Below are 24,117 nucleotides of genomic sequence, written 5' to 3'. Positions count from 1 at the left end.
ATATTAAATTTAATTATTTATAATTAGTATCAAAATTAATTATAATAATAATGAAAATACTTATCATTAGAAAAATCATTAAGTTACTTTATATTTACTTTTTAATATTAATATCCTTTATCAAAAATTAGTCTAATTTTAATCACAAAAAAAAGGGGGGAGAAATAATGAAAAAATTAGTTTTATTTTTATTTTGCTTAGGTTTTGCATTTGCGTGCTCTGAACACTCTAATGCTGATTTTAAAGATCATGATAAAACTAAATATAATTCTCAATATAAGGACAAATAAATGAAAAAAATCTTTTCTTTATGTTTATTAGGTTTTTCTTTACTAGGTGCTGCAGAACTTAACATTTACTCGGCAAGACATTATGATGCTGATTTTCAGATTATAAAAAAATTTGAGGAAAAAACAGGCATTAAAGTTAATCATACTCAAGCTAAAGCTTCAGAACTCATCAAAAGACTTTCGCTTGAAGGAAGCAATTCGCCTGCTGATATTTTTATAACAGCCGATATATCCAATCTTACAGAAGCAAAAAATTCTGGACTTTTAAGCCCTGTTAAATCAAAATATTTAGAAGATACTATACCCGCTCATTTAAGAGATAAAGATGGGGAATGGTTTGCGATTACAAAAAGAGCAAGAATTATTGCTTACAATAAAAATGCAAACACTGACATTAGCAAAATGAAAAACTATGAAGATTTGGCTAAGCCTGAATTTAAAGGACAAATCGTTATGAGAAGTGCTACAGCTCCTTATAGCAAAACTCTTTTAGCTTCTATTATAGCTAATGATGGAGATGAAAATGCTAAAGTATGGGCTAAGGGTGTGCTTGACAATCTTGCAACCAAGCCAAAGGGTGGAGATAGGGATCAAGCTAGACAAGTTTTTGCAGGTGAGGCTAAATTTGCTGTTATGAATACTTATTATATAGGACTTTTAAAAAATTCTAAAAATCCAAAAGATGTAGAAGTTGGAAATTCTTTAGGTATTATTTTTCCAAATCAAGACAATAGAGGAACTCATATAAATATCAGCGGTATTGCTATGACAAAATCAAGCAAAAATCAAGAAGCAGCTAAGAAGTTTATGGAATTTATGCTAACTCCAGAAATCCAAAAAATTCTCACTGATAGCAATTATGAATTTCCTATAAGAAATGATGTAGAATTAAGCCAAACAGTAAAAGATTTTGGAACTTTTAAAGAAGATCAAATACCTGTGAGTCAAATAGCAGAAAAGGTTAAAGAGGCTGTTAAAATTTATGATCAAGTCGGTTTTAGATAATGCTTAAAACCCTAAAGTATTACAAGATAGGGGCAATTTTACTTGCCCTTTTTCTTACTCTACCTATTTTTGGCATCTTTGCTGAGCTTTTTTATATTCTTTTTCAAAATTTCAATACAAGCAATTTGGCTGAAATTTCATCCATTAAAGAAAATTTGAGTCATTTTTTTGATTATTTGTTTTTAAAATTCATCAAAGATACTTTGATAGTTAGTATAGGGGTGTTATTACTAAGCTTGATTTTAGGTGTAAGTAGTGCTTATTTGATGGCAAATTATAATTTTTACTTTTGTAGGATTTTAGAAAAATTACTCATTTTACCCTTGGCAATACCTGCTTATATTTTAGCTTTTGTATATGTTGGAATTATGGATTTTCAGGGCTTTTTTCATGAAGTTTTTGGTTTTAGGATAGATTTTTTCAACCACTATGGAGTTATTTTTGTCTTAGGAATTTCTTTATATCCTTATATTTACTTATTTGCCAAAACTGCTTTTAAAAGCGAAGCCATAGAAGCTTATGAAGTAACTAAAATTATGGGATATTCTGAATTTAGAATTTTTTCACGCATCATGCTTTTAAGTGCAAGACCTGCTATTTTTTCTGGAGCTTTGCTTGTGTTGATGGAAACTTTAAGCGACTATGGAGCTTCGGCTTATTTGGGGGTAGATACCTTTTCGGCAGGGATTTTTAAACTATGGTATGATTTAAATGATTCTTATTCATCGAGTATTTTATCAGGAATTTTGATGATTTTTGTTTTTTTAATCATGTATATAGATTATTATTATAAAAACAAGCATCATTATAGTTTTAATCAAAATTTAACTCTTTTTATCAAAAAAAGGAAATTAAGTCATATAAAGCAAATTTTAGCCTGTTTTTATTGTTTTATCATCGCTTTATTAGGATTTATCTTGCCTTTTATATGGCTTGTTTATTGGGGGCTAAAAGATTTTAAACTTTTTGAAGCAGAATTTTATATCATTAGTTTTCAAACCATTATATTGGCTTTCATCACAGCTTTGATTACGACTTTACTGGCTTATTTTTTAATGTTTAGCTCAAGAATCATAAAAAATAACTTTTTCAGCCTATGTATTCTTAAGCTAAGTTCTTTGGGTTATTCTATACCTGCGGCTGCCTTAGGAATTAGCATGATTGTCCTTTTCGTGTTTTTAGATAAAATTTTTCATCTTAATTTATTAGGCACTTCATTGATTATTTTAGTTTTTGCTTATATTATTCGTTTTCTAGCGAGTGCAATTTATTCTTTAGAAGGGGGTTATAATAAAATCCATCTTAACACCGATGAAGCAAGTTTAAATTTAAGGCCGAGTTATTTGATCTTATTTTTTAAAATTCATACTCCTTTAATGAAACATTTTTTATTTTTGGCTTTTATCATTGTTTTTATCGATACCATAAAAGAGCTTCCTTTGAGTAGAATTTTAGCTCCTTTTGGTTTTGAAACTCTAAGTGTAAAAGCTTTTTGGTTTGCAAGTGATGAGAGAATTTATGATGCTGCTTTGCCTTCGCTGCTCATTGTTTTACTTTCTTTAATAGTTGTTATTTGGATGGATAAAATCACAAGGAAAGATGATGTTAGAAATTAAAAACCTATCAAAAAATTTTGGCAAAATACAAGCTTTAAAAAATATCAATCTTCATGTTAAAGAAGGAGAATTTTTAAGCATTTTAGGAGGGAGCGGAAGTGGTAAAAGTACACTTTTAAGAATCATCGCCCAACTAGAACAAGCGAGCTCTTGTGAATTTTTAAAATGCAAGGGCGAAGTGGCGATGATGTTTCAAAACTATGCTTTATTTCCCCATTTAAATGTTGAAAAAAATATACTTTTTGCACTCTATGATAAAAAAGATAAAAAACAAATTTTAGAGGATTTGTTAAAAACCTTTGAAATTAAAAATTTAAGATATAAGAAAATTGATGAAATTTCGGGCGGACAAGCGCAAAGAGTGGCTTTTGCTAGAGCAGTAGCAAGAGGCTGTAAACTTTTGCTTTTAGATGAACCTTTTTCTAATTTAGATCAGAATTTAAAACAAGACTTAAGAAGAGAGCTAAAAAAACTCATACAAAAACAAAAAATTACAGCCATTATGGTAACTCACGATATCGAGGATGCTTATTGTATGTCTGATAAAATCGCCTTTCTTGATAAAGGAGAAATTCTAGCTCATGCAAATCCTAAAGAGCTTTATTTTAAGCCTAATCATAAAAGTGCTAGAATTTTACCTGATTTAAATATCATAGAAGAAGAGCTTGATTTAGAAGATGAATTTTTTCAGTGGATTGCTTCAAAAAATTATACTTTTGGCTATGCAGAACTTAAAATAGGAAATCGTTTTGAAGCTACAATTTTGCAAAAAGAATTTTTAGGAGCTTTTTATAGACTCAAAGTAAGATATAAAAATATAGATTTTTTTATGTTGCTCAGCTCAAATTACACGCTAAAAGAAAAAATAAATTTTGATATTATCAATTTTTAGCTAAAATTCCTAAAATTTCTTTAAGGACACGACCAATGAAAAATCTTTTAATCATAGGCGCAGGCGGGGTAAGTCGGGTAGCTACCGTAAAATGCGCAATGAATTCAGATACCTTTAGTAAAATCACTCTAGCAAGTAGAACCAAAAGCAAATGCGATGAAATTACTAGTTTTATCAAAGAGCATCTAGGAGTAGAAATTCAAACCGCACAAATTGATGCAGATGATAGCGATGCGGTTGTAGAGCTTATTAAAAAAACAGGGGCGCAAATTTTGCTTAATGTAGCTTTGCCTTATCAGGATTTAAGCTTGATGGATGCTTGCATAAAAGCAGGAATTGATTATGTTGATACAGCAAACTATGAGCATCCAGATCTAGCTAAATTTGAGTATAAAGAACAATGGGCAAGAAATGATAAATTTAAAGAAGCAGGAATTTTAGGACTTTTAGGAAGTGGGTTTGATCCTGGCGTTACAAATGTTTTTTGTGCTTATGCGCAGCAAAATTTATTTGATGAAATTTCTTATATAGATATTTTAGATTGTAACGCAGGCGATCATGGCTATGCTTTTGCGACTAATTTTAATCCCGAAATCAATCTTAGAGAAGTTTCTGCTAAGGGACGCTACTGGGAAAAAGGCGAGTGGATAGAAACACAACCGATGGAAATAAAAATGGAATGGGATTATCCTGAAGTAGGCGTAAAAGATAGTTACTTACTTTATCACGAAGAGCTTGAAAGCTTGGTAAAAAATATCAAGGGTTTGAAGAGAATTCGCTTTTTTATGACTTTTGGACAAAGTTATTTAACTCATATGAAATGCCTTGAAAATGTTGGAATGCTAGGTATAAAACCTGTGATGCATCAAGGTAAAGAAATCATTCCTATAGAATTTTTAAAAACCCTACTTCCTGATCCTGCAAGTTTAGGTCCTCGCACAAAAGGTTATACCAATATAGGTTGTGTAATCCGTGGCATAAAAGATGGCAAAGACAGACAAGTTTATATTTATAATGTTTGCAATCACGAAGAATGTTATAAAGAAACCGGCGCACAAGCGGTAAGCTACACTACAGGAGTTCCTGCGATGATAGGTACAAAACTAATCGCTAAAGGAATTTGGCAAGGAAAAGGTGTGTTTAATATGGAAGAATTTGACGCAAAACCTTTTATGGATGAGCTTAATTCTCAAGGACTTCCATGGAAGATTATCGAAATGACTCCAAGTTTAGGAGAGTAAAAAGGCATCTTTTAAGATGCCTTGTATTATTTTACAGGATGAAGTTCGTTTGCGTAAAAGCTAACTGATCCCATACCTTCTTTTAAAGCCCATTCATAAGCTTTTGCTACAAATTCCCAGTTAATATGAGCATAGAATTTTTCTAAATACGCAGGACGCGCATTACGATGATCTACATAATAAGCATGCTCCCAAACATCCACAACAAGTAAAGGAACTTTATCTTCAGTGATAGGTGTAGCTGCATTTGAAGTACCCACAAATTCTAATTTTTGATTTTTAGTATTATAAACTAACCAAAACCAACCTGAACCAAAAACCCCTGTCGCACCTTTGATAAATTCAGCTTTGAAATTCTCTAAAGAACCAAATTCTTTTTCTAAAGCTGCTTGTAAATTAGCATCCATACTTTGGCATGAGCCACCACAGCCACAGCCTGTGATCGGTTTAATACAATCAAAATAAAAATCATGATTATAAACTTGAGCAGCATTGTTAAATACTCCACCACTTGAACTTTTAATAATGCTTACAAGATCTTTACTTGCAAATTCAGTATCTTTGATAAGATTATTAAGATTTGTTACATAAGTATTGTGGTGTTTTCCATGATGATAACTAAAAGTTTCAGCACTTAAAAAATCACCAAAAGCATTGGTATCATAAGGTAATTTTCTTAATTCAAACATAATTTCTCCTTTAATTTAGTAGTTTGACAAAATATTGTAGCATAAAAATTATATAAAAAGACTAAGAAAGTCTTTAATTATTTCTTTAAATTTCCAAGACATTTTTTAAGAGAAAAAATTAAGAATTTTATGAAAATTATCTTTTTTAATACCTACAAAAACAAGATAAATATCTACAAGCTTCTAAATGCTAGCAACAACAAACATTAAAGCAAAAATGGCAAAATAATCTATAAAAATCGAATGGCTCTCATCTAACAATGCTATAAAAGCAGCAAAAGTAGCAAATAAAGGTATTATAAAAAAAGCTAATTTAATACAAGCTAACAAGATATCGCCCTTATAAAATCTATCAACCCCAAATAATCCCACAGTTATACTTAATACAAGGCCAACCAAAGGATTTTTTAAGAGAGATAGCATAAAGAGCACTTAGATCTTTTTGGCTTTTTTTAATTCTTCCTCTAAGATAAATAGCCTTTCTTCGGGAATCTTATCTTTAAATATGAGCAATATCGTTTTATCTTGCTTCATTGTAAAACTTCAAAAATTTTTTTAAGATTATTTTGACAAATATCTTTCCATACCAAAAAATAATCCAAAATCACCCAAACACTTAGTATGAAAAATAAATTTATAAAAATCAGCATAGTGCTTTCATCATTTTTATCTTCTGCTATTATTAAACCTATAGAAACAAGTATTGCTGATATGATTTTAAGTATACCTAAAATTATATTGCCATTATAAATTCTATCTAAACCAGGAAGCAAAAAAAGCAAATAAAAGTCCATATAGGGGATTTTTCAGTTTAGCAAATAAAAGCTTTTCTTTTTGTTCTTCGCTTGCTTTTTCTAAACTTTCCTTAAGAAAAATTAAAGAATCCTTTGGAATTTTATCTTTAAAATATAACAAGAAAAAATTGGTATCATGGCTCATTTGTTTATTAATCCTCATCATTCTAATAAAACAAAAAATTCTATAAATAAAATTCTTATAAGTTTATAAATCCATTTTTATGAAAAACAATAAAAATATTAAGTAAAAATCCTATAAGAACATCTAGATTGATTTCGGAAATATTAAAAAAGGATTTAAGTGGTGACCCATACGAGACTCGAACTCGTGTTACCGCCGTGAAAGGGCGATGTCCTAACCGCTAGACGAATGGGCCACTTTTAAAAGGAGTAAAAATAAAAATGAAGTTGAATTATATATTTTTTATTCTTAAAGTTTAATTAAATATAATCCACTGCTATAAATTTTTAATCATAATTTCATTAAAAAAATTAATTAAGAAATTTTTATTATAATTCTCAACTTTTACATCTTTCATAGGAGTTGTCATGGATTTTTATAGTCTTATTCTTTTATCCTGTGCACTAGCGATGGATGCTTTTGCTGTATCTTTATGTAAGGGATTTAGTGTTAAAAAATTGAATTTAAAACACTATATTATTACAGGAGTTTATTTTGGTGGTTTTCAAGCTTTAATGCCAGCTATTGGATATGCTATAGGCATCACTTTTGCATCTTTTATTGCAAGTATTGATCATTGGATAGCCTTTGTTTTACTTTCTTTAATTGGGCTAAAAATGATTAAAGAATCTTTTGAGAATGAAAATTGCGACACCAATTCAAATCAATTTGGATTTAAAATCATGTTTGCCTTAGCTGTAGCTACAAGTGTTGATGCCTTAGCTATAGGAGTTAGCTTTGCCTTTTTAAATGTTGATTTATTTTTGGCATTATTTTTAATAGGCTCTATTACTTTTATCTTATGTGCTATTGCTTTAGAATTAGGCAATAAATTTGGCACTCGCTTTAGAAACAAAGCTGAATTTTTAGGGGGAGCTGTTTTGATAATCTTAGGGATAAAAATTTTAGTTGAGCATTTATTCTTTAGCTAAAAATTTATTTCTAAGTAACTCTAGGGCTTTAGAAAATTCCAAAGGAGTGCTTTGGAATTTTTTATTAAAAGTTCTTTGACGCTTGGCAAGCTGTGATGTATGTATACTAATCAAACTTTCAAGCTCTTTTAAAGAAATTTGATTTTCTAAATACTCTTTGCATTCCTTAAGCCCTATAGAATTTAATGCTTTAAGATTGTTATCAAAATTTGAAAAAAGCATTCTTGCTTCTTCTATAAGCCCATTATCAATCATTTCTTTTGTTCTTGCTTCTATGCGTTTTCTTAGAATTTCTCTATCCCATACAAGCTCATAAATTTCAATATCCTTAAGCACCCCATCTTTTTGTGTCTTTTTTAAAAAATCACTAGGAATTTCATTTGTACTTTCATAAATACTTAGCCATTTTTTAAGACGATAAGTATCATTTTTTTCTATTTTATAAGCCGGATCAATTTTTAATAAAAGAGCATAAATTTCATCATTACTTAAAGTACTAGTCGTATCTTGAATTTTTTGACTTAAACCATCTATCATCGTTTTTAGATAAAAACCTGTTCCACCTACTATAATCAAAGGCAAATCATTTATAAGAGCAAATTCTTTTGCTTTTTGGTATTCTCTTATAAATAATTCTACATTAAAATGCTCATCAACACTTAATAAATTTACTCCAAAATAGTTTAAATTTGCAAGCTCATCTTTAGATGGCTTGGCATTGGCTATATTGATTTCTTTATAAACACAAAGACTATCAAGGCTTAAAACCACTGCATTAAATTCTTTAGCTAAGGCATTTGCTATATAAGTCTTTCCACTGGCAGTGGTTCCTATAAGTGCGATTTGAAAAAACATGTGATAATTTATCCTAAAATTTATGAAAATTTTAGTAAAATCATAGCAAAAAATATTTTAAAGTGAAAAACATGAATACAATTTGGAATAAATTTAAAGATATTTTGGAACTTGTGGTATTTAAGCATTCTATTTTTGCCTTGCCCTTTTTATTTTCATCTATGATAGTGGCTTCAAAACTCGTTAATGATAGCGCTTGGTTTGGTTTTAAGGCTTTGATTTTGGGTATTATTTGTGCTGTAAGTGCAAGAAATTTTGCTATGGCGACCAATCGTTTAATGGATGAAGATATCGATAAAGACAATCCTCGCTGTGCAAATCGCCCTAATGTCAGTGGAAAAATAGGACGCAAAAGCGTTTGGATTTTTATTATCCTTAATGCGATTATTTTTATATTGTGTTCTTATTTTATCAATACTTTGGCTTTTTATCTTTCTTTTCCTGTGCTTTTTGTATTGGCAATTTATTCTGCTTTTAAACGCTTTAGTTCTTTAGCGCATTTAGTTTTAGGATTTTGTTTAGGACTTGCACCTATTGCAGGCAGTGTGATAGTCATGGGTGAAATTCACATTTATAGTGTGATTTTATGCTTAGGGGTAACTTTTTGGACGGCTGGATTTGATTTGCTTTACTCTTTACAAGATATGGAGTATGATAAAAAAGTAGGACTTCATTCTATCCCTGCTAAATTTGGCTCTAAGGCGACTTTATTTATCTCGGCTTTTTGCCATGTATTAGCAGTATTATTTTGGCTACTTTTTGTTTGGCAGGTTTGGGGAGTAGCGCTTGGAAATATTGCATTATTTGGAATGATTATCAGCGGTATTATTTTGGCTTTTGAACATAAAATTGTACATAAAAATTTTGCTCACATTGATAAAGCGTTTTTTACTTTAAATGGATATTTAAGTATAATATTTTTTATTTTTATTTGGGTTGATTTAGTATGGAAATAAGTCTTTTTAAGGCAGGATTTGAAGCTTCTTTAGAGTGTTGTGATATTGAAAATAACCATTTTTTACAAGAATATCTAAAATTAGGTGCCATTTCTCAACTTTCAAAATGGAAAAAACTCGCCTTGCGTGTGGATTTTGATGAGGGCGAGAAAATCATTTTCGATTTACTTTTGAGCTTAAAAGAAGATATTTTAAGACTTGAGGATTCTTTGGATAAAAATAAAGATCTTTTAGTACTCAAACAAAAAGGCGTGGTTGAATCTTTAAATTTTGAATATTTAAATTTTTTAGATGAGATTTTAGAAGAAGGAAAAGAGTATTACATAAGATTTGATCTTAATAATCAAAAAATGGCCATTTTTGCTAAAGCTCAAAATAAAAAATTAGCTCAAATTATCAAAATAAAACCCGAAGATAGAATAGCTTTTGATGCTTTCGTGGTTCAATTGCAAAGAGATATGATAAGAAATAAAAAGGACAAAAATGAGTAATGATGTGCTTTATTTAGTTTTTATGATCGTACTTTCGGTTGCAATATTAGCTTATATGAATATCAAAGATAAAGAAAGTAGTGCAAAAATAAACAAACTCCAAGGCGTGGTTGAAGATATTACAAAAGAACTTCATTATTTACGCAAAGAATTAGGCGTAAAAGATGAGGGCGATCAAGAGGAAGAGGACTATAAAATTACTCTATTGAAAGAAGAAATTCAAATCACGCTTGAAAAACAAATCAGTGCAAAAATTACCCCCGTTTTAAGAACTTTAAAAACCATGGAGCATATTATAGAAGATTTTCAAAATGAGCAACAAAATCGTATTTTAAATTTGGAACAAAAAGCACAAAGTATGACAAAATTAACACCAAATTATGATACCGAAGAGCAAAAAATTGTGGATTTATTTAAAGAGGGAAAAAGTATAGAGCAAATTGCAAAAGATTTGCGTATAGGCACTGGAAATGTTGAGCTTGTTTTAAAATTTAAACAACTTATCAAATAATCACTAGGAGAGGCAATGCTTATTGATCAGTTTGGCAGAAAGATTAATTATCTTAGAATATCAGTAACCCAAAGATGTAATTTTCGTTGTCTTTATTGTATGCCAAAAATTCCTTTTAATCATCAACCTAAAGAAAATTTACTGAGCTTTGAAGAGCTTTTCTTGTTTGTTAAAGTGGCTATTGATGAAGGGATCGAAAAAATTCGTATCACTGGAGGAGAGCCTTTACTGCGTAAAGATTTAAGTGTGTTTATAAAAATGATAAATGATTATAAAAAAGATCTTGATTTAGCCATTACAACGAATGGTTTTTTATTAAAAGATTTTGCTAAAGATCTTAAAGATGCTGGACTGAAGCGTTTAAATATCTCTCTTGATACCCTAGAAAGCAAAAAAGCAAAAATTCTCGCGCAAAAAGATGTTTTAGATAGTGTCTTAGCGGGGATTGATGAGGCCTTAAGCGTAGGTTTAAAAGTCAAGCTAAACACTGTTGTGTTAAAGGGTTTAAATGATGATGAGTTGATACCTCTTTTGGAATTTGCAAAATCTAAAAACATTCAAATTCGCTTTATTGAATTTATGGAAAATATACATGCTTATGGAAAATTACAAGGTTTAAAAAGAGATGAAATCATACAAATTCTAAGTCAAAAATATCAAGTAAAACTCATTAAAAAAGCTGAAAAAGCTCCTGTGAGTATTTATAGTGCGGATGGTTATGAATTTGGGATTATAGATCCACATAGCCATGAATTTTGTGATTCTTGCAACCGTATTCGCTTAAGCGCTGAGGGTTTACTTATACCTTGTCTTTATTTTGATGAGGCTTTAAGCATTAAAGAAGCAGTGAGAAAAGGTGATATTAACGCTGCTGCAAACATTTTACAAGAAGTATTACGCAATAAACCTGAAAAAAATAGATGGAGTGTGGTAGATAACGAAACTTCATCTCGCGCTTTTTATCAAACCGGAGGTTAAATTTGCAACTTGTTGAAAGTTTTTTAAGTATACAAGGAGAAGGCAAATATAGCGGAAAACTAGCCATTTTTATGCGTTTTGCAGGATGTAATTTTAATTGCTCAGGCTTTGGGGTAAAGCTTATTAAAAATGGAAAAACTCTTAAAGGTTGCGATACTATAAGGGCAGTTTTTACTAAAGAATTTAATGAAGAATATGAAATTTTAAATGCAAGTGAACTTTTTAAACGCGTGCTTGATTTAAAAAAAGATTTTAATCCTATTGTGGTGATTACTGGAGGAGAACCCTTAATCCATCATGAAAATCCAGAATTTATCGATTTTATCCAAGCTTTATTGAAAAATAATTTTGAAGTGCATTTTGAAAGCAATGGAAGCATAGAGCTTGATTTTGAAAAATATCCTTTTTATAAAGAATGTGTTTTTGCTCTAAGTGTCAAGTTTCAAAATAGCGGGATGGGTAAAGAAAAAAGATTAAATTTCAATGCCCTTAAAGGCTTTAAGCATTATGCTAAAGATAGCTTTTACAAATTTGTTTTAAATTCCAGTCAATTAGAAAGTTTGTCACTAGAAATTTTAGAAATTTTAGAAAAAGCGCCTAATGAAATTTTTTGTATGCCTATGGGAGAAAATGAGCAAAATTTAAAACAAAATGCTTTAAAAATAGCCGAGTTTTGTATTAAAAATGGTTATAATTATTCTGATAGAATCCATATTCGTCTTTGGAATGATAAAGAGGGTGTATGATTATAAGAAAATTATTTGAATTTGAAAATGCTCATATTGTTAGATTTTGTTCTTCAAGTCGTTGTAAAAGTAGTATTCATGGACATTCTTACAAGGTTGAGGTTTTACTTGAAAGCAAGTATTTAGATAATGCGGGAATGGTTTATGACTTTGGGCTTTTAAAAACCCATATGCGTCAAATTATTGACAGCTTTGATCATGCTATTACACTTTTTAATCAAGATGATGAATCTTATTTAAATGAAATGAAAAAATACTCGCAGCGCTGGATAAGCTTGCCTGTTAATGTCAGTGCTGAAAATTTTTGCCGTGTATTTTTTATTTTAATCGATGCTTTATTAAAACAAACCAAGATGATAAATGGCGAACAAGGTGTAAATTTGCAAAGCATTATAGTACATGAAACAAGAACAGGCTATGCACAAGGGTTTAAAGAAGATGCTTATAGTCCTACTATGCCAAAAATCGCACTTGAAGATATAGAATTTTCACCTGCTATAAAAGCAGAATGGAATGATATAGAATTTTATGATAAGTTGAAAAATTTACACATTTTTACAAATCCTAAGGAGGTTTAATGGGTAAAAACTTAAGTATTTTAATAAGCTTATTTGCAGTTTTATTTTTAAACGCTTGTAGTGATGATAAAGAATTTAATCACAAAAACCAAAATACTACCGAAGAAATAGTACAAATTGAACAAAATGATGAAAAAACCGAATTTAGCGATACGAATTTGCCCTTACCGGTTGATGATGAGGCCAGTATCAGCGAAGACTATGATGTAAATCCAAGTGTTATTAATTCTTTATATAAACAAAAATGCGCTACTTGTCATGGAGAAAAAGGAGAAGTTAAAACCAAAAAAGGTATTGCAATTAAAAATTTAAGCAGTGAAAAATTTATTCAAAGACTTCAAAATTTAAAAGATGAAGCTCACAATTTTTTAACCCAAGAACAAAGAGAAAATTTAGCAAAATACATCAGTAAGGAAAAATAAATGGATAAAAGTTATGAATTTTTTCTAGCCCTACATCTTTATAGTCTTTATGCTAGTGGATTTTTAATGCTTTTTTATCTTGTTTTAACTCAAGGAAACTTTAAAACCGAATTTATATTTATCCGTAGAATTCGTTTATTTTTACCTATATACTATGTTTTTTTAGCCTTGATGCTTTTTACAGGTTCTTTGCTTTTAGCGATTAAACAATTTCAAACACATTTAAATCTTTGGCTCATGATTTTTTCTTGGATTTTTATTTTTGCTTTAGCTATTTTTCATTTTATACAATTTAAAAAAGCTCGTAGATTAAGACGCTATATAACTTTTAGACGCATTAGTTTTATGATTTTATTTTGTGAACTTGTCCTTTTAATCTTACCTTTTTTAACAGGTAAATATTTATAAATGCAATTTTTATACCACAAGCAAGCAGGGGAAGAAATTTTAAAACTTAAGGGCGAAGAATTTGCTCACTTGAAAGCAAGAAGAATTAAAGAAAATGAAATTTTATCTTTAAGAAATTTAGAGGATGATTTTATTTATGAATATAAAATTTCAAATTTAGATCGTAATTCTTGTTTGCTTTATTTTTTACATAAGCATTTTAAGTCTCATCCGCAAAGCGAACTTGATTTAGCCTTGGCGGTTATTGATACTAAAATTTTGGAAAAAACACTTCCTTTTTTAAATGAACTTGGAGTTAAAAAATTACACCTTGTTTTTACTGAATTTTCTCAAAGAAATTTTAAACTTGATTTTGAGAGATTAGAAAAAATCATCATTTCATCTTGTGAGCAGTGCGGAAGAAGTCACAAAATGCAAATTCAAAGCTATAAAAATATACAAGAATTTAGCAAGGTTTTTCCTGATGCTGTTTTGGTTGATTTTGAAGGTGAGGTAAAGGAATTTGATAAAACTCGACTTTATTTTATAGGTCCAGAGGGTGGATTTAGCCCCAAAGAAAAACAAATGTTTAAAGAAAAAATTTGCCTTAAAGTTCCTAATATTTTGAGAAGTCAAAGTGCTGCCATTGCAGTGGCTGCAAAAATATTGCTTTAATTTTACTTAAATTAATGTTTTTTTTATATTAAATTTAATATAATCACCGCTTATTGTTTTAATTTTAAGGAAAAAGCTATGAAAAAAGAAATTCATCCAGAATATGTAGAATGCAAAGTTAGCTGCGCTTGTGGCAATACTTTTGTTACTAAATCAAACAAAAGTGAGTTAAGAGTTGATATTTGTTCAAGCTGCCATCCTTTCTTCACAGGTAGCGAAAAAATCGTAGATGCAGCAGGTCGTGTAGAGAAATTTAAGAAAAAATACGCAATGCAATAATTATGCTTTATTTTATTCCTACACCCATAGGAAATTTAAGCGATATTTCTTTTCGTGCTTTAGAGCTTTTAAAGACTTGCGATATTTTTTTTTGTGAAGATACAAGGGTAAGCAAGTCTTTACTTTCTTTACTTTCTTCTAAATTTGAAATCGATTTTGGAGATAAAAAATTTATATCTTTTCACACCCACAATGAAAAAAAAGTTTTAGAAAATTTAGACTTGGAATTTTTTAATCAAGACATTGCTTTTTTGAGTGATGCGGGTATGCCAGGGATTAGTGATCCTGGGCAATTTTTAATTGATTTTGCTTTAGAAAATGATATCCAATTTGAAGTTTTACCCGGTGCTAATGCAGCTTTGGTGGCACTTGTAAGCTCGGCTTTGTGCGAAAAAGAATTTATTTTTATGGGTTTTTTAACCAATAAAGGCAAAGAACGCCAAAAAGATATCCAAAAAATACTCAATCATCCGTATCCTAGTGTTATTTACGAATCTCCTAAACGCATTTTGTCTTTAATAGAACAAATAGCTATTTTAGATAGTCAAAGAGAAGTTTTTGCGATTAAAGAAATTTCTAAAAAATTTGAAGCCAAATTTAAAGGCAAGGCTATAGATCTTTTTAATGAATTAAAACAGGTAAATTTAAAGGGTGAGTGGGTTGTTGTGTTGGCTAAAAATGATAAAGATAACATTAGTCATTCCTTGTGTGAAAATGATATTTTAGAGCTTGAAATACCTTTAAAAACAAAAAGCAAGCTTTTGGCAAAGATGAATGGAAAAAATCCAAAAGAAATTTATCAAAAACTGCTTTTAAGTCAAAGTTAGGTAAAATTTAGAATGATAGTTTATGGAAAACAGATATTTTTTTATATTTTAGAACGACATAAAGAGCTTATAAATGAGCTTTATTTAGCTAAAGAGTGCGACAAAGAAACTTTTAAAAAAATTGCTAGTTCAGGCTTTAAGATCAAAAAACTTGATTTTAAAACAGCCCAAGCTTATGCTAAAGGTGGAAATCATCAAGGTTTTTTACTAGATATTAAAGAGTATGAATTTAAAGATTTGCACACTCTTAAAAAGGGTGAATTTATAGCTATTCTTTATGGTATCAGTGATGTTGGAAATATAGGAGCTATCGTAAGAACAGCTTATGCTTTAGGAGTGGATGGACTTATTTTTATCGGCGAAAGACTCGCGATGGAAGGCGTTATCCGCACGAGCAGTGGAGCGGCGCTAGATCTTGAAATTGCTTTAAATAATGATATTTTTACCGTTTTAAATGAGCTTAAACAAGTAGGATTTAAGCTTTTTGCTAGTGCAAGTGGAGGTAAACAAATTCATCATTATAAAGTCGATAAGGGTAAAAAAGCTTTGATTTTAGGAAGTGAAGGTTTGGGATTAAGTGCTAAAATAATAAAAAAATGCGATGAATGTGTAGGCATAGAAATGAAAAATAATTTCGACAGCCTTAATGTCAGTGTAGCTTTTGCAATACTTTGTGATAGGATGATAAATGCTTAATTGGAAAAAAATTGAAGATTTAAATTTAAAAGAAGTTGCTGCTAGAACAAAAATCGAATTGGAATTTTTAGAAGCTTTAGTTAAAAAGGATTTTGCCACCTTAAATCGTTTTAATGTCCGTGGTTTCGTAAAAATTTTAAGTCGTGAATACGAACTTGATTTTACGGATTTTAATGAAGAATTTGAAACCTATCTCAATGAAAATAATCTTAACGATACAACCACCAAGCCTAAGATGATAACCCCTAAATTAGATGCTTATAGCCAAAAGTCAACTAGTTTTGTATCTTTTATAATTATAGTTATAATTATAGCACTTATAGGTTTTGGGATTTATTATTTTGATTATATTAAATCTTTTTTTCAAAAGGATCAAAACAACTCAAGTGCGGCCGTTGTAGATATTATCGGAAAAGCACAATCTAATCTAAAAGCTTTAGAAAATAATGTAGTTGTGATTGACAATCAAGCTGAAGAAAATGAAACAGAAGCCAATTTAACTCAAATACAAAATACAGAACTTAACAATACAAAAGAAGAAATAAAACAAATTTCTACCACACCAAATAATACAAATGCCAATGAAGAAAATTTAAGCACAAATGATTCTTTAGCAACAACAAATCAAGAAGTTGCAGAAGTCTCAAAAGCTCTCAATAAAGAAGCTCATTTTAAAGCTTCGGGTAAAATTTGGATAGGTTTGATTGATTTATCAAATTATAGAAAAACTAGTCTTGTAAAAGAAAATGATTTTAATCTTTCTTTAGAAGTAAATCGTTTGGTTTTAACAGGAGCTGCGGCTTTAAGTGTTTTTGATGAAAATGGAAAAGAACAAAAATTTCCTGCAGGAAATTCAAAGCGCTTTTTGATTAAAGATGGAAAAATTACAAGTATTTCGGCGGCTGAATTTATGAAGTTAAATAAAGGTAAAGAATGGTAAAAAAAATCTTTATTTTTTTATTTTTAGCTAATTCTGTTTTTGCTGTTTCTAGTTTAGAGCTAGTGAAAAATTTAGTTGCTAATCCTTCTAAAGATTCTCAATTGCGTCTTTTGTTTCCTAGCTCCAGCTATATGGATAATAAAGGCAATCCAGACATAGCTAAAATTTCAAGAATTTTAAAAACCAATTCTTTAATCAACCTAACTCTACCAGAGCCTCGAACTTTAAAGCTTAATTTTAAAGCTAAAGCAGATTCTGTTGTATTTTTTAAGATTTTAACTGACGCACTTACAAATCTTGGATATATATATTTTATTCCTACGGATATGATTTTACGCGATGGCAATATAGACTATACCATACAAGTAGAATCTCAATACATTTTAGATCCAGGTGCCTTATACGCTCTTTTAAAAGATAATTCAGTTTATATAGACAATATCAAGCGCATAGGTACTTATGACTATGAGTATGATTTAAATTTTGAAAATGCTCAGCTTAATACTAATATTGATTTAAAACTTAATTCCACACAAGCTTTAGAAAGACCGCTTAAAGATTATGTATTTACTCTTCAAGGGGCTTCAAATTTGATGATTGATGCTCATGATGCTGATTTTTGGTTTCCTAAAGTGTTATTTTTAGATAAAAATTTAAATCTTATTAAAGCAGTCAAGAGTCAAGCTCAAAATAATCATTTTTCAGAGCTTATTCCAAGCGGTGCAGTTTATGCAATTGTAAGTGATATGTATAGTTTAGACAATATCCGAAGAGGTTTAAAAATCACCCTAAAAAAATAAAAAGGAAGAGAAATGTTTGATGAAATTCGTTTCAATACCATAGAAAGGCTTCCAAATTATGTTTTTGCAGAAGTAAATGCGATCAAAATGGCAGCAAGGCGTGCTGGAAAGGATATCATCGATTTTTCTATGGGAAATCCCGATGGTAAAACCCCTCAACATATCATTGATAAACTTTGTGAAAGCGCCAATAAAGACAAAACTTCGGGGTATTCTACCTCTATGGGGATTTATAAACTTCGCCTAGCTATTTGCAATTGGTATAAAAGAAAATACGGAGTAAATTTAGATCCTGAAAGTGAAGTAGTAGCGACTATGGGCTCTAAAGAGGGTTTTGTCAATTTAGCAAGAGCGATTATCAATCCAGGAGATGTGGCTATAGTGCCAGCTCCAGCTTATCCTATCCATACTCAAGCTTTTATCATAGCAGGAGGAAATGTAGCTAAAATGCCTCTTAAATATAATGAAAAATTTGAGCTTGATGAAAACAAATTCTTTGAAGATTTGGATAAAACCCTGCATGAAAGCATTCCGCGTCCAAAATATGTAGTGGTTAATTTTCCACACAATCCAACAACGGTAACTTGTGAAAAAAGTTTTTATGAAAGATTGGTTGCAACTGCAAAAAAAGAGCGATTTTATATTATTTCTGATATCGCTTATGCGGATTTAACTTATGATGATTATAAAACCCCTTCTATTTTAGAAGTAGAGGGCGCAAAAGATGTTGCTGTAGAAACCTACACTCTTTCAAAATCTTACAATATGGCAGGTTGGCGTGTGGGATTTACAGTTGGAAATAAACGCTTAGTAGCTGCTCTTAAAAAGATAAAATCATGGTTTGATTATGGTATGTATACCCCTATACAAGTAGCTGCTACTATAGCTTTAGATGGGGATCAAAGTTGTGTAGATGAAATTCGTGCTACTTATGATAAAAGAATGCATATCTTGCTAGAAGCATTTGAAAATGCGGGTTGGAAACTTCACAAACCAAGAGCTAGTATGTTTGTTTGGGCAAAACTGCCTGAAAGTAAAATGTATTTAAAAAGCTTGGAATTTTCTAAACAACTTTTGCAGCACGCAGAAGTAGCTGTGAGTCCAGGTATTGGTTTTGGTGAAGCTGGAGATGAGTATGTAAGAATTGCTTTAATAGAAAATGAAAACCGCATTCGTCAAGCTGCACGCAATATTAAAAAATACTTGAAAGAAGAATAAAATGAAGGTTGCTATTTTAGGATATGGGGTTGTAGGGAGTGCTGTTGCTCGTGTTTTAATTCAAAATAAAGAAATCATTCGTGCAAGATGCGGACAAGATATCATTCCTGTTGTTGCTCTTGCTAAAAGCCAAAAAGAAAATGCCCTGATTCCTATCGTTACAAATGTAGATGAAATTTTGCAACGAGATGATATAGATGTTTTTGTGGAATTAATGGGTGGGGTTGAAACACCTTTTAAAATTATCAGTGAAATTCTTAAAAAAAATAAGCCTGTAGTCACTGCAAACAAAGCTATGCTTGCTTATCATCGCTATGAGCTTGAAGAGTTAGCTAAAAATACAACTTTTGGCTATGAAGCAAGTGTTGCGGGCGGAATTCCTATTATCAAAGCTTTAAAAGAAGGACTAAGCGCAAATAATATCTTGAGTATTGAAGGTATACTCAATGGCACGAGCAATTATATTTTAAGCGCTATGAATAGCAAGGGTTTAAATTTTGATGATGTGCTAAAAAAAGCGCAAGAACTTGGTTATGCAGAAGCAGATCCGACCTTTGATATAGAAGGGCAAGATGCTGCGCACAAGCTTTTGATTTTAGCAAGCATTGCTTATGGTTTACGCGCTAAACCTGAAGATATTTTAATCGAAGGTATCAGTAAAATTTCTGCTGAAGATATGTATTTTGCAAAAGAATTTGACTTTACTATCAAGCTTTTAGGCATAGCTAAAGCCCAAAATTCCATAGTAGAATTAAGAGTGCATCCTACTATGATCAGTAAAGATAAAATGATAGCAAAAGTCGATGGGGTGATGAATGCTATTAGCATAGTCAGTGATATACTTGGCGAAAGTCTTTATTATGGAGCAGGTGCAGGAGGAAATGCTACAGCAAGTGCTGTTATCGCTGATCTTATGGATATAGCAAGAAATGAACCCAAGGGTCCTATGATGGGCTTTGAAAATAATTTAAATTTTAAACTTTTAAATAGAGATGAAATTTATACAAAATATTATTTAAGATTAAAAGTAGAAGATAAAACAGGAGTTTTATCTAAAATTACTCAATTTATGAGCGAAAATAATATTTCGATAGACAGCTTTTTGCAAAAACCAAAACAGGGTGAAACTTACAGCACTTTATTTTTTACCACTCATCATACCTTTGAAAAAAGTATTCAAAATTTACTTTCTATCTTGGAAAAACAAGATTTTATCAAGGCTAAGCCTTTTATGATGCGCATAGAAGAATAATGGGATTTGCATCATATCTTAGTGGAATTTTAGGCGAAGATAAGGCTTGCGAATTTTTAAAAAAACAAAAATTTGAAATTTTAAAGCGTAATTTTCGTTCAAAATTTGGCGAGATTGATATCATTGCGAAAAAAGATGGAATTTTACATTTTATCGAGGTTAAATTTACTCAAAATAATTATGAAGTTTCTGAACGCTTAAATGTTAAAAAATATGAAAAAATTTTAAAAACTATAGAATTTTATGAATTAAAACATGGGATTTTAGATGATTTTCAAATGGATCTTATCTGTATTAGTGATGATATGATACAATTTTTTGAAAATATCAGTTTTTAAGCTAATATTTAAAAAAATAAAATACAATTACAAAAATTAGTGAAAGGAAAAATTATGGGAAAATATATCGAATTAACAAGTGATAATTTTGCACAAGCAAAAGAAGGTGTTGCTTTAGTTGATTTTTGGGCTCCATGGTGTGGACCTTGCAGAATGCTTGCTCCAGTAATTGATGAACTTGCGAATGACTTTGACGGTAAAGCAAAAATTTGTAAAGTAAATACAGATGAGCAAGGCGATTTAGCAGCTGAATTTGGCGTTCGCTCTATCCCTACTCTTATCTTCTTTAAAAATGGTGAAGTGGTAGATCAATTAGTTGGTGCTCAATCAAAACAAGCAATCAGCGATAAATTAAATTCTTTACTATAAAAATCTTCAAGGCTAGTTTTACTAGCCTTTTATTCAAAAATTTCAAATTTATACTAAATAATAATTTTTATTAACTACTATTAAGAATAATTTGTATATCATTATTAATAAAATTCAAATTACAAAGGAAAAAGAATGTTAGATGTAGCAATTATAGGTGGAGGTCCTGCTGGACTTAGTGCTGGACTTTACACAACTAGGGGTGGTCTTAAAAATGTAGTAATGTTTGAAAAAGGGATGCCAGGAGGGCAAATTACTTCTAGTTCGGAAATTGAAAATTATCCAGGTGTTGCACAAGTTATGGATGGAATTTCTTTTATGGCACCTTGGAGTGAGCAATGTATGCGTTTTGGCTTAAAGCATGAAATGGTAGGTGTAGAACAAATTTCAAAAAATGAAGATGGAAGTTTTACCATTAGACTAGAGGGCGGTAAAACAGAACTTGCAAAAGCAGTGATAGTTTGCACTGGTTCTGCTCCAAAAAGAGCAGGTTTTAAAGGTGAGGATGAATTTTTTGGCAAGGGTGTAAGCACTTGTGCAACTTGTGATGGTTTTTTCTATAAAAATAAAGAAGTAGCGGTTTTAGGTGGTGGTGATACTGCTTTAGAAGAAGCATTATATCTAGCCAATATTTGCTCTAAAGTTTATCTAATCCACCGTAGGGACGAATTTAGAGCTGCGCCTTCTACAGTAGAAAAAGTGAAGAAAAATGAAAAAATCGAACTTATCACTAGTGCAAGCATAGATGAAGTATATGGTGATAAAATGGGTGTTACAGGCGTGAAAGTAAAATTAAAAGATGGTAGCATTAGAGATTTAAATGTGCCAGGAATTTTCACCTTTGTGGGACTTAATGTAAGAAATGAAATTTTAAAACAAGACGATGGTAAGTTTTTATGCAATATGGAAGAAGGCGGGCAAGTAAGTGTCAATCTTAAAATGCAAACTAATGTTCCTGGGCTTTTTGCAGCAGGAGATCTTAGAAAAGATGCTCCAAAACAAGTTATTTGTGCCGCAGGCGATGGAGCCGTAGCAGCGCTTAGTGCTATGGCTTATATAGAAAGCTTGCATTAATCTAGGAATTTGTCCTAGATTTTTTAAGACTTAAAACAATCTAAATAAAGAAGAACTTATAATTTTGATCTTATTTAATCTTTGGGATAAAAGAGATATTATTATAAGTTCTTTAGATCTTTAATTAAGCTCCTATAACTCCACCATCAAGTTTTCTTATCATTACTATACTTGATCTTGGTGTTTTTCCATAAGGAAAAGTACTACCCTTAAGTCCTTCTCCTGGATGTTGTATACCTACAAACATAGTAGTATAATCCTCATCAAAAGCAATTCCTGTTATCTCACAAGCTATAGGCCCTGTTAAAAAGCGTTTGATTTCACCTGTTTTTGGATTGGCCGCTAGCATACAATTATTTCCCATTCCCGCATATTCGCCTTTATTAGAATAAGAACCATCTGTTTGTATCCAAAGTCTTCCATCTCTATCAAATTTAAGTCCATCAGGAGAATTAAATTTATTTTCACTAGTGATATTATTTGACCCTTTGTTTAAACCTTTTTGATTATCAGGATTGCCCACAAGAGTAAAAATTTCCCAAGTAAATTCATCATCCTTGTGTGAATTTTTTGGTATCCATTTTAAAATTTGCCCATAAAGATTTTTTGTTCTAGGATTAGCTGCATTAGCTTGTGTACGGTTTTTGTTATTGGTTAAAGTAGCAAAAACTTCCCTAGAGCCACTTTCTTTATGGCTTGCTATCCACTCGCATCTATCCATAGGAGTTGCACCCACTACACTTGCAGCAAGGCGGGTATTGATAAGTATATCAGCTTGTGATTTAAATCCTTTACTTTCATCTAAGCCGTTTTTACCATACTCTAAAGCTATCCATTTTCCACTGCCTCTAAAATCCCCTACATTGCCATTAAATTGGCCTACATACAAAGTTCCTTCATCTAAAATTTTACTTGTATCTCCACCTTTTACATATTTGTGCTTGCTAACAAATTTATAAATAAACTCATCGATTTCATCATCGCCCATATAAACGATAACCAAACCATCTTTTTCTACTATAAATTCTGCGTTTTCATGTTTAAAGCGACCTAAGGCTGTTCTTTTAATTGGAGTGCTTTTTGCATCAAAAGGATTGATTTCTACTATCCAACCAAAACGATTTGCTTCATCTAAATTTTTAGCTAGATCAAATCTTTCGTCAAATTTTTCCCAGCCGTATTCGCTTTTTGTTTTAAAGCCATATCGCTTAAAATTTTCATCAAATTTTAAATTTTCATCAGAACTTCCAAAATAATCATCAAAATTTTCTTCACAGCTAATATAAGTTCCCCAAGGAGTTTGGCCATTTGCACAGTTTGCAAAAGTTCCATAAGCAAATTTTTTATCTTTTAAAACTTCTTTTTTAGCTGCTCCGCTTACTTCCATTTTAGTATTTGCATCAATTCTACGATTGTATTTAGAATCCAAAACTACAGCCCATTCATTACCCTTTTTTTGAATTTCTAATACACTTACACCCACACTGGCTTGCTCATATAAAACATCTTCTTTGCTTAAATTTTTACCATGATGATTAAACATGATTTCAGGATTAATGTATTCATTATTTATGGCTAAAATTCCTCTATTTTTTGAAAGTGAAAAAAAACTCATACCATCATTATTATCTCCAAAAACAAAGCGAGTATTATTCACTGCATTCATATCGATATTTTTACTTTCATCATAGGCTTTTGCTTTGCTAAAAAGTGGATCTCCCCACGATATCAAAACTTTAGCCTCGTAGCCCTCAGGCACTATGACTTCATCTTTTGTACTTGCACTTACAGCTTTAAAACCTAACAACTCTTTATCCTTAAGTATCGCAGCACTTAAATTTGAACCTCCAAAAAAAGCCACCATAGAACCTAAAGCTGAACCTTTTAAAAATACTCTTCTTTGCATTTGTTTTCTACTCCGTATTGAAATTAAAACAATGAAAGTATAGAAATGTTTGGAAACTTTTTAGAAACTTTCAAATAAGTAAGATAAGAAATATATAAGAAGAATTTGTAAATAAATTTCATCAACACCCAACCTATCTAGGTATTGGTGAATAACGAATTAAAGATATTAATGAA

The 24,117-nt window shown here is 30.6% G+C and carries 30 protein-coding genes and 1 tRNA gene; 25 read left to right on the top strand and 6 right to left on the bottom strand.

Annotation, left to right across the window (positions count from 1 at the left end; all coding sequences use genetic code 11):
- The first annotated feature begins 167 nt into the window (after positions 1–167).
- The 5 genes from CCO88_RS10335 to CCO88_RS06870 are packed head-to-tail and all read left to right on the top strand — an operon-like array spanning position 168 to position 5,044.
- Positions 168–290: a hypothetical protein gene (locus CCO88_RS10335; RefSeq protein ID WP_002778566.1), complete on the top strand. Its 123-nt coding sequence runs from the start codon at positions 168–170 to the stop codon at positions 288–290.
- A complete protein-coding gene (locus CCO88_RS06885; protein WP_002778568.1) occupies positions 291–1,295 on the top strand; it encodes a Fe(3+) ABC transporter substrate-binding protein in 1,005 nt (334 codons plus the stop codon).
- Entirely contained in the window at positions 1,295–2,911 is a 1,617-nt protein-coding gene (locus tag CCO88_RS06880; RefSeq protein ID WP_002839860.1) for an ABC transporter permease, read from the top strand. The genes CCO88_RS06885 and CCO88_RS06880 overlap by 1 nt, the downstream gene beginning before the upstream one ends.
- The gene (locus tag CCO88_RS06875) at positions 2,895–3,803 is read left to right on the top strand and encodes an ABC transporter ATP-binding protein (protein WP_072231692.1); all 909 of its coding nucleotides are present in this window, start codon (positions 2,895–2,897) and stop codon (positions 3,801–3,803) included. Before CCO88_RS06880 ends, CCO88_RS06875 begins: the two co-directional genes overlap by 17 nt.
- A 35-nt stretch (positions 3,804–3,838) precedes the next feature.
- Positions 3,839–5,044: a saccharopine dehydrogenase family protein gene (locus CCO88_RS06870; RefSeq protein WP_002839859.1), complete on the top strand. Its 1,206-nt coding sequence runs from the start codon at positions 3,839–3,841 to the stop codon at positions 5,042–5,044.
- A 26-nt stretch (positions 5,045–5,070) separates the two neighbouring features.
- Here the strand turns inward: CCO88_RS06870 and sodB are convergent, their stop codons facing one another.
- The 4 genes from sodB to CCO88_RS06845 form a co-directional block, all read right to left on the bottom strand.
- On the bottom strand, positions 5,071–5,733 hold the full coding sequence (gene sodB, locus CCO88_RS06865; RefSeq protein WP_002778576.1) for a superoxide dismutase [Fe]: 663 nt from the start codon (positions 5,731–5,733) through the stop codon (positions 5,071–5,073).
- Between the two features lie 183 nt (positions 5,734–5,916).
- A complete protein-coding gene (locus CCO88_RS06860; RefSeq protein WP_002806320.1) occupies positions 5,917–6,156 on the bottom strand; it encodes an NINE protein in 240 nt (79 codons plus the stop codon).
- 107 nt (positions 6,157–6,263) lie between these two features.
- Positions 6,264–6,527, bottom strand: a complete 264-nt coding sequence (locus CCO88_RS10655) for a hypothetical protein (protein WP_004284697.1) — start codon at positions 6,525–6,527, stop codon at positions 6,264–6,266.
- Between the two features lie 305 nt (positions 6,528–6,832).
- Positions 6,833–6,907, bottom strand: a tRNA-Glu gene (locus tag CCO88_RS06845).
- A gap of 172 nt (positions 6,908–7,079) precedes the next feature.
- Between CCO88_RS06845 and CCO88_RS06840 the strand changes: the two genes are divergently transcribed.
- The gene (locus tag CCO88_RS06840; protein ID WP_002806323.1) at positions 7,080–7,643 is read left to right on the top strand and encodes a manganese efflux pump MntP; all 564 of its coding nucleotides are present in this window, start codon (positions 7,080–7,082) and stop codon (positions 7,641–7,643) included.
- On the opposite strand, the gene miaA is transcribed toward CCO88_RS06840, so the two are convergent.
- Positions 7,629–8,498: a tRNA (adenosine(37)-N6)-dimethylallyltransferase MiaA gene (gene miaA, locus CCO88_RS06835; protein WP_002781500.1), complete on the bottom strand. Its 870-nt coding sequence runs from the start codon at positions 8,496–8,498 to the stop codon at positions 7,629–7,631. The genes CCO88_RS06840 and miaA overlap by 15 nt on opposite strands.
- Positions 8,499–8,569: 71 nt before the next feature.
- On the opposite strand from miaA, the gene mqnP reads away from it, so the two are divergent.
- From mqnP to trxB, 19 genes are all read left to right on the top strand, one after another.
- The gene (mqnP, locus tag CCO88_RS06830) at positions 8,570–9,454 is read left to right on the top strand and encodes a menaquinone biosynthesis prenyltransferase MqnP (protein WP_002806324.1); all 885 of its coding nucleotides are present in this window, start codon (positions 8,570–8,572) and stop codon (positions 9,452–9,454) included.
- Positions 9,445–9,945 carry a hypothetical protein gene (locus tag CCO88_RS06825; RefSeq protein WP_002778591.1) on the top strand — a complete coding sequence of 167 codons (501 nt, stop codon included), beginning with the start codon at positions 9,445–9,447 and terminating at the stop codon, positions 9,943–9,945. Before mqnP ends, CCO88_RS06825 begins: the two co-directional genes overlap by 10 nt.
- A complete protein-coding gene (locus CCO88_RS06820) occupies positions 9,938–10,456 on the top strand; it encodes a DUF6115 domain-containing protein (RefSeq protein ID WP_002806325.1) in 519 nt (172 codons plus the stop codon). Before CCO88_RS06825 ends, CCO88_RS06820 begins: the two co-directional genes overlap by 8 nt.
- Before the next feature lie 15 nt (positions 10,457–10,471).
- Complete coding sequence (moaA, locus tag CCO88_RS06815) at positions 10,472–11,434, top strand: GTP 3',8-cyclase MoaA (RefSeq protein WP_002778595.1); 963 nt, start codon at positions 10,472–10,474, stop codon at positions 11,432–11,434.
- Positions 11,435–11,436: 2 nt separating this feature from the next.
- Positions 11,437–12,180, top strand: a complete 744-nt coding sequence (locus CCO88_RS06810) for a 7-carboxy-7-deazaguanine synthase QueE (protein WP_002806326.1) — start codon at positions 11,437–11,439, stop codon at positions 12,178–12,180.
- The gene (locus tag CCO88_RS06805) at positions 12,177–12,758 is read left to right on the top strand and encodes a 6-pyruvoyl trahydropterin synthase family protein (RefSeq protein ID WP_002839857.1); all 582 of its coding nucleotides are present in this window, start codon (positions 12,177–12,179) and stop codon (positions 12,756–12,758) included. Before CCO88_RS06810 ends, CCO88_RS06805 begins: the two co-directional genes overlap by 4 nt.
- Positions 12,758–13,180: a c-type cytochrome gene (locus tag CCO88_RS06800; protein ID WP_002778601.1), complete on the top strand. Its 423-nt coding sequence runs from the start codon at positions 12,758–12,760 to the stop codon at positions 13,178–13,180. Before CCO88_RS06805 ends, CCO88_RS06800 begins: the two co-directional genes overlap by 1 nt.
- Positions 13,181–13,588 carry a hypothetical protein gene (locus CCO88_RS06795; protein WP_002839856.1) on the top strand — a complete coding sequence of 136 codons (408 nt, stop codon included), beginning with the start codon at positions 13,181–13,183 and terminating at the stop codon, positions 13,586–13,588.
- Complete coding sequence (locus tag CCO88_RS06790) at positions 13,589–14,242, top strand: 16S rRNA (uracil(1498)-N(3))-methyltransferase (RefSeq protein WP_002781505.1); 654 nt, start codon at positions 13,589–13,591, stop codon at positions 14,240–14,242.
- Between the two features lie 78 nt (positions 14,243–14,320).
- Positions 14,321–14,521 carry a 50S ribosomal protein L31 gene (rpmE, locus tag CCO88_RS06785; protein WP_002778612.1) on the top strand — a complete coding sequence of 67 codons (201 nt, stop codon included), beginning with the start codon at positions 14,321–14,323 and terminating at the stop codon, positions 14,519–14,521.
- 2 nt (positions 14,522–14,523) lie between these two features.
- Entirely contained in the window at positions 14,524–15,348 is an 825-nt protein-coding gene (gene rsmI / locus CCO88_RS06780) for a 16S rRNA (cytidine(1402)-2'-O)-methyltransferase (protein WP_002839855.1), read from the top strand.
- 12 nt (positions 15,349–15,360) lie between these two features.
- The gene (gene rlmB, locus CCO88_RS06775; protein ID WP_002778617.1) at positions 15,361–16,044 is read left to right on the top strand and encodes a 23S rRNA (guanosine(2251)-2'-O)-methyltransferase RlmB; all 684 of its coding nucleotides are present in this window, start codon (positions 15,361–15,363) and stop codon (positions 16,042–16,044) included.
- Entirely contained in the window at positions 16,037–16,984 is a 948-nt protein-coding gene (locus tag CCO88_RS06770) for a helix-turn-helix domain-containing protein (RefSeq protein ID WP_002781509.1), read from the top strand. The genes rlmB and CCO88_RS06770 overlap by 8 nt, the downstream gene beginning before the upstream one ends.
- Entirely contained in the window at positions 16,978–17,784 is an 807-nt protein-coding gene (locus tag CCO88_RS06765) for a hypothetical protein (RefSeq protein ID WP_002778620.1), read from the top strand. The genes CCO88_RS06770 and CCO88_RS06765 overlap by 7 nt, the downstream gene beginning before the upstream one ends.
- A 12-nt stretch (positions 17,785–17,796) precedes the next feature.
- Complete coding sequence (locus CCO88_RS06760) at positions 17,797–19,002, top strand: LL-diaminopimelate aminotransferase (RefSeq protein ID WP_002778622.1); 1,206 nt, start codon at positions 17,797–17,799, stop codon at positions 19,000–19,002.
- A 1-nt stretch (position 19,003) separates the two neighbouring features.
- Positions 19,004–20,254, top strand: a complete 1,251-nt coding sequence (locus CCO88_RS06755) for a homoserine dehydrogenase (RefSeq protein WP_002839852.1) — start codon at positions 19,004–19,006, stop codon at positions 20,252–20,254.
- Entirely contained in the window at positions 20,254–20,592 is a 339-nt protein-coding gene (locus CCO88_RS06750; RefSeq protein WP_002778626.1) for a YraN family protein, read from the top strand. The genes CCO88_RS06755 and CCO88_RS06750 overlap by 1 nt, the downstream gene beginning before the upstream one ends.
- Before the next feature lie 54 nt (positions 20,593–20,646).
- On the top strand, positions 20,647–20,961 hold the full coding sequence (gene trxA / locus CCO88_RS06745) for a thioredoxin (RefSeq protein WP_002778629.1): 315 nt from the start codon (positions 20,647–20,649) through the stop codon (positions 20,959–20,961).
- Between the two features lie 135 nt (positions 20,962–21,096).
- Complete coding sequence (gene trxB / locus CCO88_RS06740; RefSeq protein WP_002785476.1) at positions 21,097–22,035, top strand: thioredoxin-disulfide reductase; 939 nt, start codon at positions 21,097–21,099, stop codon at positions 22,033–22,035.
- A 124-nt stretch (positions 22,036–22,159) separates the two neighbouring features.
- On the opposite strand, the gene CCO88_RS06735 is transcribed toward trxB, so the two are convergent.
- The gene (locus tag CCO88_RS06735; RefSeq protein ID WP_002781514.1) at positions 22,160–23,941 is read right to left on the bottom strand and encodes a PhoX family protein; all 1,782 of its coding nucleotides are present in this window, start codon (positions 23,939–23,941) and stop codon (positions 22,160–22,162) included.
- Positions 23,942–24,117 lie beyond the last annotated feature (176 nt).

The sequence above is a fragment of the Campylobacter coli LMG 9860 genome, from assembly GCF_000254135.1.
Classification (GTDB): domain Bacteria; phylum Campylobacterota; class Campylobacteria; order Campylobacterales; family Campylobacteraceae; genus Campylobacter_D; species Campylobacter_D coli.
This window is presented reverse-complemented; position numbering and strand designations above follow the sequence as displayed.

Bases quoted from the DNA above. Each gene is read 5' to 3' on its own strand.
- CCO88_RS06805 (WP_002839857.1), top strand. From the start codon at position 12,177: ATGATTATAAGAAAATTATTTGAATTTGAAAATGCTCATATTGTTAGA.
- CCO88_RS06875 (WP_072231692.1), top strand. From the start codon at position 2,895: ATGATGTTAGAAATTAAAAACCTATCAAAAAATTTTGGCAAAATACAA.
- CCO88_RS06760 (WP_002778622.1), top strand. From the start codon at position 17,797: ATGTTTGATGAAATTCGTTTCAATACCATAGAAAGGCTTCCAAATTAT.
- CCO88_RS06795 (WP_002839856.1), top strand. From the start codon at position 13,181: ATGGATAAAAGTTATGAATTTTTTCTAGCCCTACATCTTTATAGTCTT.
- CCO88_RS06820 (WP_002806325.1), top strand. From the start codon at position 9,938: ATGAGTAATGATGTGCTTTATTTAGTTTTTATGATCGTACTTTCGGTT.
- CCO88_RS06770 (WP_002781509.1), top strand. From the start codon at position 16,037: ATGCTTAATTGGAAAAAAATTGAAGATTTAAATTTAAAAGAAGTTGCT.
- CCO88_RS06800 (WP_002778601.1), top strand. From the start codon at position 12,758: ATGGGTAAAAACTTAAGTATTTTAATAAGCTTATTTGCAGTTTTATTT.
- trxA (WP_002778629.1), top strand. From the start codon at position 20,647: ATGGGAAAATATATCGAATTAACAAGTGATAATTTTGCACAAGCAAAA.
- CCO88_RS06825 (WP_002778591.1), top strand. From the start codon at position 9,445: ATGGAAATAAGTCTTTTTAAGGCAGGATTTGAAGCTTCTTTAGAGTGT.
- CCO88_RS06885 (WP_002778568.1), top strand. From the start codon at position 291: ATGAAAAAAATCTTTTCTTTATGTTTATTAGGTTTTTCTTTACTAGGT.
- miaA (WP_002781500.1), bottom strand. From the start codon at position 8,498: ATGTTTTTTCAAATCGCACTTATAGGAACCACTGCCAGTGGAAAGACT.
- CCO88_RS06765 (WP_002778620.1), top strand. From the start codon at position 16,978: ATGGTAAAAAAAATCTTTATTTTTTTATTTTTAGCTAATTCTGTTTTT.
- CCO88_RS06880 (WP_002839860.1), top strand. From the start codon at position 1,295: ATGCTTAAAACCCTAAAGTATTACAAGATAGGGGCAATTTTACTTGCC.
- CCO88_RS06870 (WP_002839859.1), top strand. From the start codon at position 3,839: ATGAAAAATCTTTTAATCATAGGCGCAGGCGGGGTAAGTCGGGTAGCT.
- CCO88_RS10655 (WP_004284697.1), bottom strand. From the start codon at position 6,527: ATGGACTTTTATTTGCTTTTTTTGCTTCCTGGTTTAGATAGAATTTAT.
- CCO88_RS06860 (WP_002806320.1), bottom strand. From the start codon at position 6,156: ATGCTATCTCTCTTAAAAAATCCTTTGGTTGGCCTTGTATTAAGTATA.
- CCO88_RS06840 (WP_002806323.1), top strand. From the start codon at position 7,080: ATGGATTTTTATAGTCTTATTCTTTTATCCTGTGCACTAGCGATGGAT.
- CCO88_RS10335 (WP_002778566.1), top strand. From the start codon at position 168: ATGAAAAAATTAGTTTTATTTTTATTTTGCTTAGGTTTTGCATTTGCG.
- CCO88_RS06750 (WP_002778626.1), top strand. From the start codon at position 20,254: ATGGGATTTGCATCATATCTTAGTGGAATTTTAGGCGAAGATAAGGCT.
- CCO88_RS06755 (WP_002839852.1), top strand. From the start codon at position 19,004: ATGAAGGTTGCTATTTTAGGATATGGGGTTGTAGGGAGTGCTGTTGCT.
- rlmB (WP_002778617.1), top strand. From the start codon at position 15,361: ATGATAGTTTATGGAAAACAGATATTTTTTTATATTTTAGAACGACAT.
- rsmI (WP_002839855.1), top strand. From the start codon at position 14,524: ATGCTTTATTTTATTCCTACACCCATAGGAAATTTAAGCGATATTTCT.
- sodB (WP_002778576.1), bottom strand. From the start codon at position 5,733: ATGTTTGAATTAAGAAAATTACCTTATGATACCAATGCTTTTGGTGAT.
- CCO88_RS06735 (WP_002781514.1), bottom strand. From the start codon at position 23,941: ATGCAAAGAAGAGTATTTTTAAAAGGTTCAGCTTTAGGTTCTATGGTG.
- CCO88_RS06790 (WP_002781505.1), top strand. From the start codon at position 13,589: ATGCAATTTTTATACCACAAGCAAGCAGGGGAAGAAATTTTAAAACTT.
- rpmE (WP_002778612.1), top strand. From the start codon at position 14,321: ATGAAAAAAGAAATTCATCCAGAATATGTAGAATGCAAAGTTAGCTGC.
- trxB (WP_002785476.1), top strand. From the start codon at position 21,097: ATGTTAGATGTAGCAATTATAGGTGGAGGTCCTGCTGGACTTAGTGCT.
- mqnP (WP_002806324.1), top strand. From the start codon at position 8,570: ATGAATACAATTTGGAATAAATTTAAAGATATTTTGGAACTTGTGGTA.
- moaA (WP_002778595.1), top strand. From the start codon at position 10,472: ATGCTTATTGATCAGTTTGGCAGAAAGATTAATTATCTTAGAATATCA.